At 69.5% G+C, this 12,576-nt stretch carries 13 protein-coding genes and 1 pseudogene; 5 read left to right on the top strand and 9 right to left on the bottom strand.

Going from position 1 to position 12,576, the window contains the following annotated elements; genetic code table 11:
• The first annotated feature begins 14 nt into the window (after nucleotides 1–14).
• The 3 genes from AB8A24_RS26785 to pknB all read left to right on the top strand — a co-directional run bounded on the left by AB8A24_RS26785 (nucleotide 15) and on the right by pknB (nucleotide 5,110).
• A complete protein-coding gene (locus AB8A24_RS26785; RefSeq protein WP_033214872.1) occupies nucleotides 15–1,439 on the top strand; it encodes an FtsW/RodA/SpoVE family cell cycle protein in 1,425 nt (474 codons plus the stop codon).
• The gene (locus AB8A24_RS26790; RefSeq protein WP_328962498.1) at nucleotides 1,436–2,899 is read left to right on the top strand and encodes a penicillin-binding transpeptidase domain-containing protein; all 1,464 of its coding nucleotides are present in this window, start codon (nucleotides 1,436–1,438) and stop codon (nucleotides 2,897–2,899) included. The genes AB8A24_RS26785 and AB8A24_RS26790 overlap by 4 nt, the downstream gene beginning before the upstream one ends.
• A gap of 195 nt (nucleotides 2,900–3,094) precedes the next feature.
• On the top strand, nucleotides 3,095–5,110 hold the full coding sequence (gene pknB, locus AB8A24_RS26795) for a Stk1 family PASTA domain-containing Ser/Thr kinase (protein WP_328962499.1): 2,016 nt from the start codon (nucleotides 3,095–3,097) through the stop codon (nucleotides 5,108–5,110).
• Between the two features lie 254 nt (nucleotides 5,111–5,364).
• Here the strand turns inward: pknB and AB8A24_RS26800 are convergent, their stop codons facing one another.
• The 6 genes and pseudogenes from AB8A24_RS26800 to AB8A24_RS26825 form a co-directional block, all read right to left on the bottom strand.
• Nucleotides 5,365–6,090 (bottom strand): class E sortase, encoded by a 726-nt coding sequence (locus AB8A24_RS26800; protein ID WP_328962500.1) that lies wholly within the window; start codon nucleotides 6,088–6,090, stop codon nucleotides 5,365–5,367.
• A 13-nt stretch (nucleotides 6,091–6,103) separates the two neighbouring features.
• Nucleotides 6,104–6,790: pseudogene (locus AB8A24_RS26805) on the bottom strand (class E sortase); the annotation flags it as partial.
• Nucleotides 6,791–6,924: 134 nt separating this feature from the next.
• The gene (locus AB8A24_RS26810) at nucleotides 6,925–7,563 is read right to left on the bottom strand and encodes an aminodeoxychorismate/anthranilate synthase component II (protein WP_030714081.1); all 639 of its coding nucleotides are present in this window, start codon (nucleotides 7,561–7,563) and stop codon (nucleotides 6,925–6,927) included.
• Nucleotides 7,560–7,760, bottom strand: coding sequence for a hypothetical protein (locus AB8A24_RS26815; RefSeq protein ID WP_158721000.1), 201 nt, complete (start codon nucleotides 7,758–7,760; stop codon nucleotides 7,560–7,562). Before AB8A24_RS26815 ends, AB8A24_RS26810 begins: the two co-directional genes overlap by 4 nt.
• 65 nt (nucleotides 7,761–7,825) lie before the next feature.
• Entirely contained in the window at nucleotides 7,826–8,593 is a 768-nt protein-coding gene (locus AB8A24_RS26820) for a class E sortase (protein WP_369477827.1), read from the bottom strand.
• Complete coding sequence (locus AB8A24_RS26825; protein WP_328962502.1) at nucleotides 8,565–9,338, bottom strand: DUF881 domain-containing protein; 774 nt, start codon at nucleotides 9,336–9,338, stop codon at nucleotides 8,565–8,567. The genes AB8A24_RS26820 and AB8A24_RS26825 overlap by 29 nt, the downstream gene beginning before the upstream one ends.
• A gap of 91 nt (nucleotides 9,339–9,429) precedes the next feature.
• Between AB8A24_RS26825 and crgA the strand changes: the two genes are divergently transcribed.
• Nucleotides 9,430–9,684 carry a cell division protein CrgA gene (gene crgA / locus AB8A24_RS26830; protein WP_266383019.1) on the top strand — a complete coding sequence of 85 codons (255 nt, stop codon included), beginning with the start codon at nucleotides 9,430–9,432 and terminating at the stop codon, nucleotides 9,682–9,684.
• 115 nt (nucleotides 9,685–9,799) lie between these two features.
• Here crgA and AB8A24_RS26835 read toward each other — a convergent pair whose 3' ends face one another.
• Both AB8A24_RS26835 and AB8A24_RS26840 read right to left on the bottom strand, forming a co-directional pair.
• Nucleotides 9,800–10,681, bottom strand: a complete 882-nt coding sequence (locus AB8A24_RS26835; protein ID WP_328962503.1) for a rhomboid family intramembrane serine protease — start codon at nucleotides 10,679–10,681, stop codon at nucleotides 9,800–9,802.
• Nucleotides 10,682–10,766: 85 nt separating this feature from the next.
• Entirely contained in the window at nucleotides 10,767–11,294 is a 528-nt protein-coding gene (locus AB8A24_RS26840) for a peptidylprolyl isomerase (protein WP_033214886.1), read from the bottom strand.
• Between the two features lie 147 nt (nucleotides 11,295–11,441).
• Here AB8A24_RS26840 and AB8A24_RS26845 point away from each other — a divergent pair, with 147 nt between their 5' ends.
• Entirely contained in the window at nucleotides 11,442–12,149 is a 708-nt protein-coding gene (locus AB8A24_RS26845) for a DUF5324 family protein (protein WP_328962504.1), read from the top strand.
• Between the two features lie 66 nt (nucleotides 12,150–12,215).
• Here the strand turns inward: AB8A24_RS26845 and AB8A24_RS26850 are convergent.
• Nucleotides 12,216–12,576, bottom strand: a 361-nt coding sequence (locus AB8A24_RS26850) for a LysM peptidoglycan-binding domain-containing protein (protein ID WP_369477828.1), incomplete at its 5' end; no start/stop codon positions are given.

The raw sequence follows: 12,576 nt of genomic DNA on the forward strand, positions 1-12,576 counted from the left end.
GGGCCTGCCACACCATGAGCGTTGTCACCAATACCACCACCATCGGCGCCATCGAGCTGCCGAGCAGGCGGAACACCGAGCTCCTGCTGCTCGGCTTCGCCGTGCTCATCCCGATGTTCGCCTACGCCAACGTGGGCCTCGCGATCAACGGCTCCCTGCCCCCCGGCATGGTGCTCTACGGCCTCGGCCTCGGCGCCCTCGCCGGGATCGCGCACCTGGTCGTGCGCCGGTACGCCAAGTACGCCGACCCGCTCCTGCTCCCCCTCGCCACGCTCCTCAACGGGCTCGGCCTCGTCCTGATCTGGCGCCTGGACCAGTCCGAGCGCCTGCAGAACCTGGCGAAGCGGGCCTTCGGCGGGTTCTCCCCCTCCGCGCCCCGCCAGATGATGTACACGGCGGTCGCCATCGCCCTGTTCGCCGCCGTCCTGCTGGTCCTCAAGGACCACCGCGTCCTGCAGCGGTTCACGTACATCTCCATGGCCGGCGCCCTGGTCCTGCTGATCCTGCCCGTCATCCCGGGCCTGGGCGCCGACGTCTTCGGCGCCAAGATCTGGATCAGCGTCGGCGGCTTCTCCATCCAGCCCGGTGAGTTCGCGAAGATCGTCATCGCGATCTTCTTCGCCGGCTATCTGATGGTGAAGCGCGACGCGCTGGCGCTGGCCAGCCGCCGCTTCATGGGCCTCTACCTGCCGCGTGGCCGCGACCTCGGCCCGATCCTGATGATCTGGGCGATGAGCCTGCTCGTCCTCGTCTTCGAGAACGACCTCGGCACCTCGCTGCTCTTCTTCGGCATGTTCGTGATCATGCTGTACGTGGCCACCGAGCGCACCAGCTGGATCGTCATCGGCCTGCTGATGTCGGTGGGCGGCGCCGTGGTCGTCGGCACCTTCGCCAGCCACGTCCAGGCCCGTGTCAACGCCTGGCTCGACCCCTTCGCCTGCTACACCACCTCGGGCGCCTGTGAGCAGGTCGGCCAGTCGATCATGAGCTTCGGTTCCGGCGGGGTCCTCGGCGCCGGCTGGGGCCAGGGCAACTCCGACCTGATCGGCTTCGCCGCCAACTCCGACTTCATCTTCTCCACCGTCGGCGAAGAACTCGGCCTCGCCGGAGTGATGGCCTTCCTCCTGCTCTACGGGCTCATCATCGAGCGCGGCGTGCGCACCGCCCTCGCCGCCCGCGACCCCTTCGGCAAGCTCTTCGCCATCGGCCTCTCCGGCGCCTTCGCGCTCCAGATCTTCGTGGTCGCCGGCGGAGTCATGGGCCTCATCCCCCTCACCGGCATGACGATGCCCTTCCTCGCCTCCGGCGGTTCCTCCGTCCTCGCGAACTGGATCCTCATCGCCATCCTCATCCGGATCAGCGACACCGCACGCCGCCCCGCACCGGCCCCCGCCCCGTCCCCCGACTCCGAGATGACCCAGGTGGTCCGTCCGTCATGAACAAGCCCCTGCGCCGCATCTCGCTGTTCTGCGGGCTGCTCGTCCTCGCCCTGCTGATCCGCACCAACTGGCTGCAGTACGTGCAGGCGGAGGAGCTCAGCACGCGCAAGGAGAACCGCCGGGTCCAGATCGCCCAGTACGCGACCGAGCGCGGCAACATCATCGTCAAGGGCGACCCGATCACCGGTTCCAAGGTGACCGACGGCAGCGACTACAAGTTCAAGCGGACCTACACGAACGGTGAGCTCTGGGCTCCCGTCACCGGGTACGCCTCGCAGGCCTTCGGCTCCACCCAGCTGGAATCCCTCGAGGACGGCATCCTCACCGGCAACGACGACCGGCTGTTCTTCGACCGCACCATCGGCATGTTCACCGGGGAGAAGAAGCAGGGCGGCAACGTCGTCACCACGCTCAACCCCGAGGCCCAGAAGGCCGCCTTCGAGAAGCTCGGCAAGAACAAGGGCGCCGTCGCGGCCATCGACCCGCGCACCGGCGCCATCCTGGCCCTGGTCTCCACGCCCTCGTACGACCCCTCGCGCTTCGCGGGCAACTCCAAGGACGACGAGAAGGCCTGGGTCGAGCTGAAGGACAGCGAGGACAAGAACCTCGTGAACCGCGCCCTGCGCGAGACGTACCCGCCGGGCTCCACCTTCAAGGTGGTCACCGCGGCGGCCGCCCTCGAACACGGCGTCGTCCAGGACATCAACGCTCCGACGGACACCCCGGACCCGTACTTCCTGCCGGGCACCAAGACCGAGATGGTCAACCACGCCAAGGGCTGCGAGAAGGCGAGCCTCAACGAGGCGCTGCGCATCTCCTGCAACTCGGTCTTCGCGAACATGGGCGACAAGGTCACCCGCGACAAGATGGTGGAGACCTCGGAGAAGTTCGGCTTCAACAACGACAAGATCGACGTTCCGATCCGCGCGTTCGCCAGCATCTACGACAAGAAGATGGGCAAGGACGGCAACGCCCAGAGCTCCATCGGTCAGTTCAACACCGCCGCCACCCCGCTGCAGATGGCCATGGTCACGGCCGCGATCGCGAACGACGGCAAGCTGATGAAGCCGTACATGGTCGACATGCTCCAGGCGCCCAACCTGGACGTCATCGAGAAGCACGAGCCGCAGGAGATGAGCCGGCCGCTGTCCGCGGGCAACGCGCAGAAGGTCCAGCAGATGATGGTCAACGTCGTCGCGAAGGGCACCGGCGAGAAGGCCAGGATCAACGGTGTGACGGTCGGCGGCAAGACCGGCACCGCCCAGCACGGCGAGGGCAACAAGAAGCGCCCGTACGCCTGGTTCATCTCCTACGCCGATAACGCCGACGGCACCTCGCCCGTCGCCGTCGCCGTCGTGATCGAGGACAGCGAGGCGGACCGCGAGGACATCAGCGGTGGCGGTCTGGCCGCTCCCGTCGCCAAGGCGGTCATGGAAGCGGTGCTGAACAGCCAGAAGTGACCGAGGGATCACGGCCCGGAGTTCAGTGACTCACATCACAGAATTTCGGCCGGGTCCGAGCGTACGGTACCGGTCCAGTATCAGCCTGTGGCCACGAACCGATCACGGACGATCGGCCGGTAGCCTTTGCGCGAACAGCACACCGCCGGACCACACACAGGTGCGGTCGGGACTGACGGAGAGGGCTGCAACGTTATGGAAGAGCCGCGTCGCCTCGGCGGCCGGTACGAGCTGAGCCACGTGCTCGGCCGTGGTGGCATGGCCGAGGTATACCTCGCCCACGACACCCGGCTCGGCCGTACCGTCGCCGTCAAGACCCTGCGTGCCGATCTCGCCCGTGATCCGTCCTTCCAGGCCCGGTTCAGGCGCGAGGCCCAGTCGGCCGCGTCGCTGAACCACCCGGCGATCGTCGCGGTCTACGACACCGGCGAGGACTACGTCGACAACATCTCCATCCCGTACATCGTGATGGAGTACGTCGACGGTTCCACGCTGCGTGAGCTGCTGCACTCGGGCCGCAAGCTGCTGCCCGAACGCACGCTGGAGATGTGCATCGGCATCCTCCAGGCCCTCGAGTACTCGCACCGCGCCGGCATCGTGCACCGCGACATCAAGCCCGCCAACGTGATGCTGACCCGCACGGGCCAGGTCAAGGTCATGGACTTCGGCATCGCCCGCGCCATGGGCGACTCCGGCATGACCATGACGCAGACGGCCGCCGTCATCGGCACCGCCCAGTACCTCTCGCCCGAGCAGGCCAAGGGCGAGCAGGTCGACGCGCGCTCCGACCTCTACTCCGCGGGCTGCCTGCTCTACGAGCTCCTCAGCGTCCGGCCCCCGTTCGTCGGCGACTCCCCCGTGGCCGTCGCCTACCAGCACGTACGGGAAGAGCCGCAGCCGCCGTCGAACTTCGACCCCGAGATCACGCCCGAGATGGACGCCATCGTCCTCAAGGCACTGGTCAAGGACCCCGATTACCGCTACCAGTCGGCCGACGAGATGCGCGCCGACATCGAGGCCTGCCTCGACGGCCAGCCCGTCGCCGCCGCCGCCACCATGGGCGCGGCCGGCGGCTACGGCTACCCCGACCCGGGCAGCGGCTACGGGCACCAGGGCTACGACCAGCCCACCACCGCCCTGCGCACCACCGATCCCGGTGCCCAGACGTCGATGATGCCGCCCATGCCCCCGGGCGACGGCGGATACGGCCACGGCGGCTACGACCAGGGCCCGGGCCGCCGCCAGAAGAAGAGCAAGGCGTCCACCGTCCTGCTCGTCGCGGCGGGCATCCTCGTCCTGGTCGGTGCGATCCTCATCGGTCGTTCCCTCTTCGGAGAGGGCGCCGACAACCGGCCCGCCGTGCCCAAGCTCATCGGCCAGACCTTCGATGTGGCGCAGAAGAGCGGCGACAACGTCGGCCTCAAGGTGGTCAAGGGCCCCGACGCACCCTGCGACGACCAGCCCAAGGGCAACGTCTGCAAGCAGGATCCCGCGGCCGACACCAAGGTCGACAACGGATCGACCGTCACGGTGACGATCTCCTCGGGCGCGCCCAAGGTGACGGTCATCAACGTGCAGAGCCTCAGCTTCGAGGAGGCCGAGAAGCAGCTCAAGGAGAAGGGCTTCCAGGTCGACCGCAAGCCGCAGGAGTCCGACCGGCCGGCCGGGACCGTCCTCGAGCAGAGCCCGAAGAGCGGCACCGAGGCGGAGCGCAACAGCGTCGTCATGCTGACCGTCGCCAAGGAGATCTCCAAGGCCACGGTGCCGGAGCTCAGGGGCAAGAAGAAGGACGAGGCGGTCAAGGCCCTCACGGACGCCAAGCTCCGGCTCGGCAGCGTGACGGAGACCGAGTCTCCCGGAGCCGCTCCCGGCACGGTCGTCAGCCAGCAGTTCGAGGCGGGCCAGGAGATCGAGGTGGGCAAGACGGTGAACATCACCATCGCCAAGGCCTCGGCGCAGACCACGGTGCCCAACTTCAACGGCCTCACCGTGGACCAGTACAAGGAAGAGCTGCGGCGCGCCAACCTCCGGCTCGGCGTCGTCAACGGCTCGACGGACGGCAACGCGGTCGTCGTGCGCACCGACCCGCTGCCGGGTACCCCGGTCGCCACGGGCCAGACCGTGAACGTCATCGCCCTCGGCGGTGGCGGCCAGCAGCAGGGCGGCAACAACAACGGCGGCCTGATCGGCGGCCTGGGCGACAACCGCTGACGCGACCGCCCTGGTGGCCCCGGCCACCGGAGCGACCGAAAGGTCCGGCCTCCTCCCCGTTCCCGGGAAGGAGGCCGGACCTTCGTGCGTGCCGGACCTTCGTGCGTGCCGGACCTTCGTGCGTCCCGCCGCTGTACGGCCGCCTGCGGCCGTATCCGGGACGGGTGGGTCTCGTGGGGCCCAGGAGGCGCCGGCGCCTCCCAGAAGGGCCCTCCGGGGCCCTGACGGCGCCAGGCCGATCAGGTCCCGCCCGCTCAGCGCAGCTCGGCCGGCGGGGTCCGCTTCGCGTCCGCCTTCTCCGTGCGGACCAGCTCGCCCCACACGATGTACCGGTACTTCGAGGTGTAGACCGGCGTGCAGGTGGTGAGCGTGATGTACCGGCCGGGGGCGGTCTTCCCCGAGTCCTTGGGGACCGCGTTGATCACGTCGGTGTTGAGCTTCGAGGTCTGGCGCAGCTCCGCGAAGACCTTGTAGACGTACCAGGTGTCGCGGGTCTCGAAGACGATCGCGTCGCCGTTCTTCACCTTGTCGATGTTGTGGAACTTCGCCCCGTGGCCGTCCCGGTGCGCGGCGAGCGAGAAGTTGCCCTTCTCGTCCCACGGCAGCGCCGACTTCACCGGCTCCGTGTAGTACCCGGCCACGCCGTCGTCGAGGGTGTCGGGGTCGGTCCCCGCCTTGACGAGCACCTCGCCGTTCCTCATCGCCGGTACGTGCAGGAAGCCGACGCCGTCCTGGGTGTCCAGCGCCCCCGGCGGGGCGGCCTGCGGGGACGGGGCCTGCCACTGCCGGCGGATCTCGTCCCCGCGCGCCGACGCCTGCCGGTCCGCGAGCACGTTCGTCCACCACAGCGAGTAGGCCACGAACAGGCCCAGCACCAGGCCCACGGTGATCAGGACCTCGCCCAGCAGGCTCAGGAAGCCCGCGAGCACACTGCGGTTGCCGACGGGCGGGGCCGCGGCGCGGCGGCGGGCACGAGACACTGCTGATTCGTCCTTAACTGGTCAGCGCGGGCGGCGGGCCCTGGCTGCGGGGGCGTTCATCGGTCATCCTGCCCCATACGATCAACCGGTAGGTGCTGGTGAACTCCGGGGTGCAGGTGGTCAGCGTGATGTACCGGCCCTCGGATGTGAATCCCGAACCCTCCGGCACGGGCTTGATCACCGCCACGTTCGTCGGCGGTGTCTGCGCGAGCGACGAGGTCGTCTCGTACGTGTAGTAGGCGTCCCGGGTCTCGACCACGACGGGATCCCCGGGCACCAGCCGGTTGATGTAGCGGAACGGCTCGCCGTGGGTGTTGCGGTGTCCGGCCAACGCGAAGTTGCCCTGCTTGTCGGCCGGCATCGCCGTCTTCAGCGCGCCCTCGCCGTAGTGCCCGACCATGCCCTTGTCGAGCACCTTCGGCTTGCTGATGCCCTCCGCCACCGGGACCTTCACGTCCAGCTTCGGGATGTGCAGGATCGCGAAGCCCTGGCCGGGCTCGAAGGCCGTCACGGGCGGTGCGGCGGCCCCGGAGCCGCCGGGATCCTTCTCCCAGTTCTGGCGCAGGGAGCCGGCGGCGCCGTTCGCCACCCGTTCCGCCAGCAGGTTCGTGTACCAGAGCTGGTAGGCGACGAACAGAAGCATCACCAGGCCCAGCGTGATGAAGAGCTCTCCGCCCAACCGGCTCGCGATGACCACCGGGCCGCCCGATGCCGGCCGCCTGCGCCGCCGGCCGCCCCGCCTGCGGCTACGTCGGGCGGCCTGTTTCGCGGCCTCCTGAGCGGCCCTGCGTCGCGCGGCCCGGCCCTGCGTGGGCGCGGACGGCGCGACCGCGGTCACGCGACGGCCTTGCCCACCACCGGGGCCAGCCCCACCGAGCGCTCCACGGCACCCGCGTCACCGCACCGCACCAGCCAGTTGGCGAGCATCCGGTGACCCCACTCGGTCAGCACCGACTCGGGGTGGAACTGCACGCCCTCGACGTCGTGCTCCCGGTGGCGCAGGCCCATGATGATCCCGTCCTCGGTCCGCGCCGTGACCTCCAGCGCGTCCGGCAGGGTCCCGGGCTCGGCGGCGAGGGAGTGGTAGCGGGTCGCGGTGAACGGCGACGGCAGTCCCTCGAACACCCCGAGCCCCTCGTGGATCACGGGCGAGGTCTTGCCGTGCAGCAGCTCGGGCGCCCGGCCCACGACGCCTCCGTAGGCGACCGCCATCGACTGCATGCCGAGGCACACGCCGAAGACGGGGACGGCCGTGCTCGCGCAGTGGCGGACCATGTCGATGCAGACGCCCGCCTCCTCCGGCGTACCGGGACCGGGGGACAGCAGCACGCCGTCGAAGCCGTCCTGCGCGTGCGAGAGCTCGACCTCGTCGTTGCGCAGCACCTCGCATTCGGCACCGAGCTGGTAGAGGTACTGGACCAGGTTGAAGACAAAGCTGTCGTAGTTGTCCACAACCAGAATGCGCGCGCTCACGGAGTGGCTCCCGATCCCTCGTCCACCGTCACATCGTTGAACGGAAGAAGCGGCTCGGCCCACGGGAAGACGTACTGGAACAGCACGAAGACCACCGCGAGAACCAGTACGAGCGAGATCAGCGCGCGGACCCACGCGTTTCCCGGCAGGTGCCGCCAGATCCAGCCGTACATGCCGCCCGATTCCTTTTCGTCCACGTTCGTTCAACGCACCGCGGGGGCGGTACGCGAACAGACTAAAGGCAGCGGCCCGAAAGGGTGGGTCACCCGGACAAACCCTCCGGTGGCCCCTGGGCCGCGGGGCGCGTCCCGGTCAGCTCCGCCCAGACGACCAGCCGGTGGCTGTGGCCCCATTCCGGATCGCAGGTCGTCAGCGTCAGATAACGGCCGGGCGCCCGGAACGGCGATCTCTCCGGGACGGGGTCGACCACGGCGACGTCGGTGGGCAGCGTGCGCAGGGGCGCGGAGCGGAGCGTGTAGGTGTACCAGGTGCTCGCGTCCTTGAGGATCACCACGTCGCCCGGGCGCAGTCGCGGGAAGTCCTTGAAGGGGTCCCCGTAGGTACGCCGGTGGCCGGCCACCGAGAAGTTCCCGACCGCGCCGAGGGGGGCGGTGGCGGCGTAGTGGCCCAGTCCCTTCTTCAGCAGTTCGGGGTCGGTGCCCTCCAGGACGGGCTTGACCCAGTCCGGGCCGAAGCGCGGGACGTACATCTCGGCGAAGGCCCGGCCGGCGGGATGGCGCTCGGGCGGCGCGGTCGGCGGTGGGGACGCCGGCGCGGCCTGCGAGGGGGCCTGCGACGGCGTCGGCAGGGGCGCGGCGGCGGGGGCGGCCGCCCAGCGGTCGCGCATCCGGTCCATCTCCCCGTCCATGGCCCGGTCGGCCTTGACCCCGGTCCACAGCAGGACGTAGGCGACGAAGAGCACGATGAGGGTGCCCGCCGTCAGGCACACCTCGCTGAACGTCCGTACCACCAGGCGCAGTACGACGTCAGGACGGACCCGATCACGGGGTGGGCGCCACCGGCTTCGCATAGTGGAGGTCCACTGTGCCGGAGTAGCCGGGAAGTGTCAGTGCCTTGTGCTCGTCCACTTTCCAGCCGAGCCCGTACGCGTTCACGTACAGCTGGTAGTTCTGCAGGGCCGGGGAGGCGGCGAGGGCCTTCTTCATCGTGCCCGGGTCGCCGACCGCCGAGATCTTGTACGGGGGCGAGTAGACGCGGCCCTGGAGGATCAGGGTGTTGCCCACGCAGCGCACCGCGCTGGTGGAGATCAGCCGCTGGTCCATGACCTGGATGCCCTGGGCACCGCCGCGCCACAGAGCGTTGACCACGGCCTGCAGGTCCTGCTGGTGGATCACCAGGTCGTTGGGCTGCGGCTCGGGCACGTTGGGGATACGGGCGGTGGCGTTCGGCGGGGCGTCGTTGAGGGTGACCGTCAGGCCCTTGCCGGTCAGCTCCTCGGTGCCGGAGGCGGCGCGCAGGGCGGCCAGCTTGGCGTCCTCGGCCTTGGTGCTGCCGTCGTCACGCTCCGCGAGGGTGTCCACCCGTCCGCGGACGGCCGCGGTGCTCTGCTCCAGCTCCGCGTTGTTCTGGCTGCGCTCCTTGATGAGGTCGGACAGCTTCAGGAGTGAGGCATCCGTCCGGATGTTCGTACCCTTGGAGGTGTTGAAACTGGTGACGAAGAGCAGCCCGGCCAGGGCGAAGACGGCGGCCGTCAGCAGCCGGACCGGCCTGGCCCGGCGACGGGGACCCGCGGAGGAGTCGTCTGAATTGCTCAACGTACCCTTCTCCTTCAACGCCACAGGTCCACTACGCTAACGGACGCCCGGGGCAGGCAAGGTCCCCAGCGCATCGACAGGAGAGCCCCTCGTGCCGAAGTCACGTATCCGCAAGAAGGATGACTACACGCCGCCGCCGAGCCGGCAGCCGCAGAACATCCGGCTGACGAATCGCAGCTGGGTCGCCCCGGTCATGCTGGCGTTCTTCCTGATCGGACTCGCGTGGATCGTCGTTTTCTACGTGACCGAGACCCAGCTGCCGATCGAGTCGCTGGGCAATTGGAACATTGTGGTCGGTTTCGGCTTCATCGCCGCCGGATTCGGCGTATCCACGCAGTGGAAGTAGCACCCGACAGCCCCTGAGGGAAGCTCTCCCCATGAGTTATCCACAGCGTCATCCACACCTGAGGAAAAGACAGAAGATCTGTGGATAACTCTGTGGAGAGTTGACGCCGGTGTGATCAGGTGAGTTCCGCGGTGCGGATCAGGATCAGCATCGCGGCCAGCAGGAAGGCCACCGCGCAGGTGCCCCACTGGACGAGCGCGCGATGCCGGCCCGCGGTGGGCATGAGCATGCCCAGACCCACCAGCGCTCCGGTGACCAGGCCACCCACATGGGCCTGCCAGGACACCGTGAGCGCGCCACCGAGCGGTACGAAGGTCAACACCAGCATCAGCACGACCATGACGATCACCGGCCGCATCTCGTAGCGCAGCCGCTTCGCCAGGACGACGGTCGCGCCCAGCAGACCGAAGACCGCGCCGGAGGCACCGAGGGTCGGGACGTTCGGCTCGCTCAGCAGATAGACCAGCGCGCTGCCGCCGAGGCCCGAGAGCAGGAAGACCGCGAGATAGCGGACCCGGCCCAGCGCCGCCTCCAGCGGCCCGCCGATCACCCACAGGCCGATCATGTTGCCGATGATGTGCCACCACTCGATGTGCAGGAACACCGAGGTCAGCAGCCGGTGGTACTCGCCCGCGGAAACTCCCCGGACGGGCCCGACGAGGTATTCGAACTCCCGGTACCGGCCGATCAGCTCCATCTGGACCGCGAGCGCCGGGTCGGAGAGAACCGCGAGGAACACCAGGACGTTGATCCCGATGAGGATCTTGGTGACCAGGTGGGGATCGGCGGCGACCACCCCGCCCGCGATGGTGCGCGGCGCGTTCGCGGTCGGTTGGTGCCCGGTGCCGGAGCCCGCGCGGACGCACTCGGGGCACTGGAAGCCGACCGAGGCGCTGATCATGCACTCGGGGCAGATGGGGCGCTCGCAGCGGGTGCAGCGGATCCCCGTGTCGCGGTCCGGGTGGCGGTAGCAGCCCGGCAGACGGTCGGTGTCCATCGGTTCCCTCGGTCAGCGGCGAGGCAGGGCTGCCCCGCCGGTACGTATCCAGTACGGACGGGCGGGGCCGGAAGGTTCCCGGGCGTCAGCGCTTCTCGACGACCACGGACTGGATGATCACGTCGTCCAGGGGGCGCTCGGTCCGCGGGTTGGTGGGGCCGGCGGCGATGGCCTGCACGACCTTCTGGCTGGCCGGGTCGGTGACCTCGCCGAAGATGGTGTGCTTGCGCGTCAGCCAGGCGGTGGGCGCGACGGTGATGAAGAACTGCGAGCCGTTGGTGCCCGGGCCCGCGTTGGCCATGGCGAGCAGGAAGGGCTTGGTGAAGGCCAGGTCGGGGTGGAACTCGTCCGCGAACCGGTAGCCGGGGCCGCCGGTGCCGTTGCCGAGCGGGTCGCCGCCCTGGATCATGAAGCCGCTGATGACACGGTGGAAGACGGTGCCGTCGTACAGCGGGTCCGTGGTCTTCTGGCCGTCGGTGGGGCGGGTCCACTCCCGGGCGCCCGTGGCGAGCTCGACGAAGTTCCTGACGGTCTTCGGGGCGAAGTTCTCCAGCAGCTCGATCTCGATGTCGCCGTGGTTCGTCTTCAGGGTGGCGTAGAGCTTCTCGGCCACGGATCTGCCTTCCATAGTCATCACTGTCGGTCCAGATGGTCGCACGGAGCGCTCCGCGGCACTGAAATCCTCCACCCGTATGCCCTGTCACGCATGCCTGTCCGCGATATGGCAGGCATGATCCGACAAAGGGTGGAAAGGTGAACTGTGTCCGCCACCGAGGAGGAGGATCCCGTGACCGGCAAGGAGAGCATGCGCCTGGCAGCCGAGAGCGCCAGGGAGAGTGTGCGGCACGCGACGGAAGTGGTGGCACCGTACGCGGAATCCGCCAAGGAAGCCGCGGTGCACTACGCCCAGGAAGCGAACGAGCGGCTGGCACCCAAGGTGTCGTACGCGGCGACCAGCGCCGCCCAGCACGCCCGTTCGACCTACGACTGCCATCTTCATCCCCGGCTCAAGGCGGCGCGGGCCCATGTGCCGCCCCCCGTCGACCGGGCGGCGACCCAGGCGCGCCGGGCGGCGCGGCAGGCCGCCGAATACACCCAGCCGAAGATCGAGAGCGCGATCGCGGCCGCCACACCGGTGGCCGAGGAGGCCGCTTCCCGGTCGACGGCCGCCATCGCGGCGCTGCGCGGCCAGGTGACCGCCAAGGAAGTGCAGAAGCTGGTGCGACGTCATCGGCGGCGCGAGCGCAACGGAAAGATCCTGCGCGGTGCCGCACTGGTCGGCGTACTGGCGGCGGCCGCCTTCGCGGCGTGGAAGTGGTGGGACCAGCAGTCGAATCCGGACTGGCTCGTCGAACCGCCGGCGGCCACCGAGCTGTCGGCACGCGACGCGGCGCCGACCGGCTTCGACGAGGAGCTGGCCGAGAAGGAGCGCGAGGCCGAGTCGGGCCCCGACGACAAGCAGCTCTGAGCGGCGCACGGGAAGGGGCCCGGATCCTGTCACCAGGATCCGGGCCCCTTTCGCGTCCGCGGGGCGTCAGGTGGGGAGGGTGAGCACCGTGCCCGGGCGGATGAGGTCGGGGTTGGGGCCGACGGCTCCCCTGTTCATCGCGTAGAGCTCACGCCAGCGGGCCTCGTTGCCCAGTTCCTGACGGGCGATCGCGGGGAGCGAGTCGCCGGCCCGGACGGTGTACGTGCGCTTCTTCGCGGTGGACCCGGGCCCCCGCGTCGGGGCCGCCGGTACCGCCTTGTGCGCGGCCGAGTGCGGGGTCGGCGTGTGCATGGCGCCCGGCGCGGCGGGGGAGAAGGCCCCGGGCTTGGGCATCGCGGTCGGCCGGGGGGCGGCGGGCACCGCCTTGTGCGCCGCGGACGTGGGGGTCGGGGTCGCGGGGGCGGGC

Origin of the sequence: Streptomyces sp. BF23-19, assembly GCF_041106355.1 — a bacterium.
GTDB lineage: Bacteria > Actinomycetota > Actinomycetes > Streptomycetales > Streptomycetaceae > Streptomyces > Streptomyces virginiae_A.

What these genes read in the sequence shown, in the direction of transcription:
- AB8A24_RS26785 (WP_033214872.1), top strand. Translation starts at nt 15, where the DNA reads ATGAGCGTTGTCACCAATACCACCACCATCGGCGCCATCGAGCTGCCG.
- AB8A24_RS26790 (WP_328962498.1), top strand. Translation starts at nt 1,436, where the DNA reads ATGAACAAGCCCCTGCGCCGCATCTCGCTGTTCTGCGGGCTGCTCGTC.
- pknB (WP_328962499.1), top strand. Translation starts at nt 3,095, where the DNA reads ATGGAAGAGCCGCGTCGCCTCGGCGGCCGGTACGAGCTGAGCCACGTG.
- AB8A24_RS26820 (WP_369477827.1), bottom strand. Translation starts at nt 8,593, where the DNA reads ATGCGAAGCCGGTGGCGCCCACCCCGTGATCGGGTCCGTCCTGACGTC.
- AB8A24_RS26835 (WP_328962503.1), bottom strand. Translation starts at nt 10,681, where the DNA reads ATGGACACCGACCGTCTGCCGGGCTGCTACCGCCACCCGGACCGCGAC.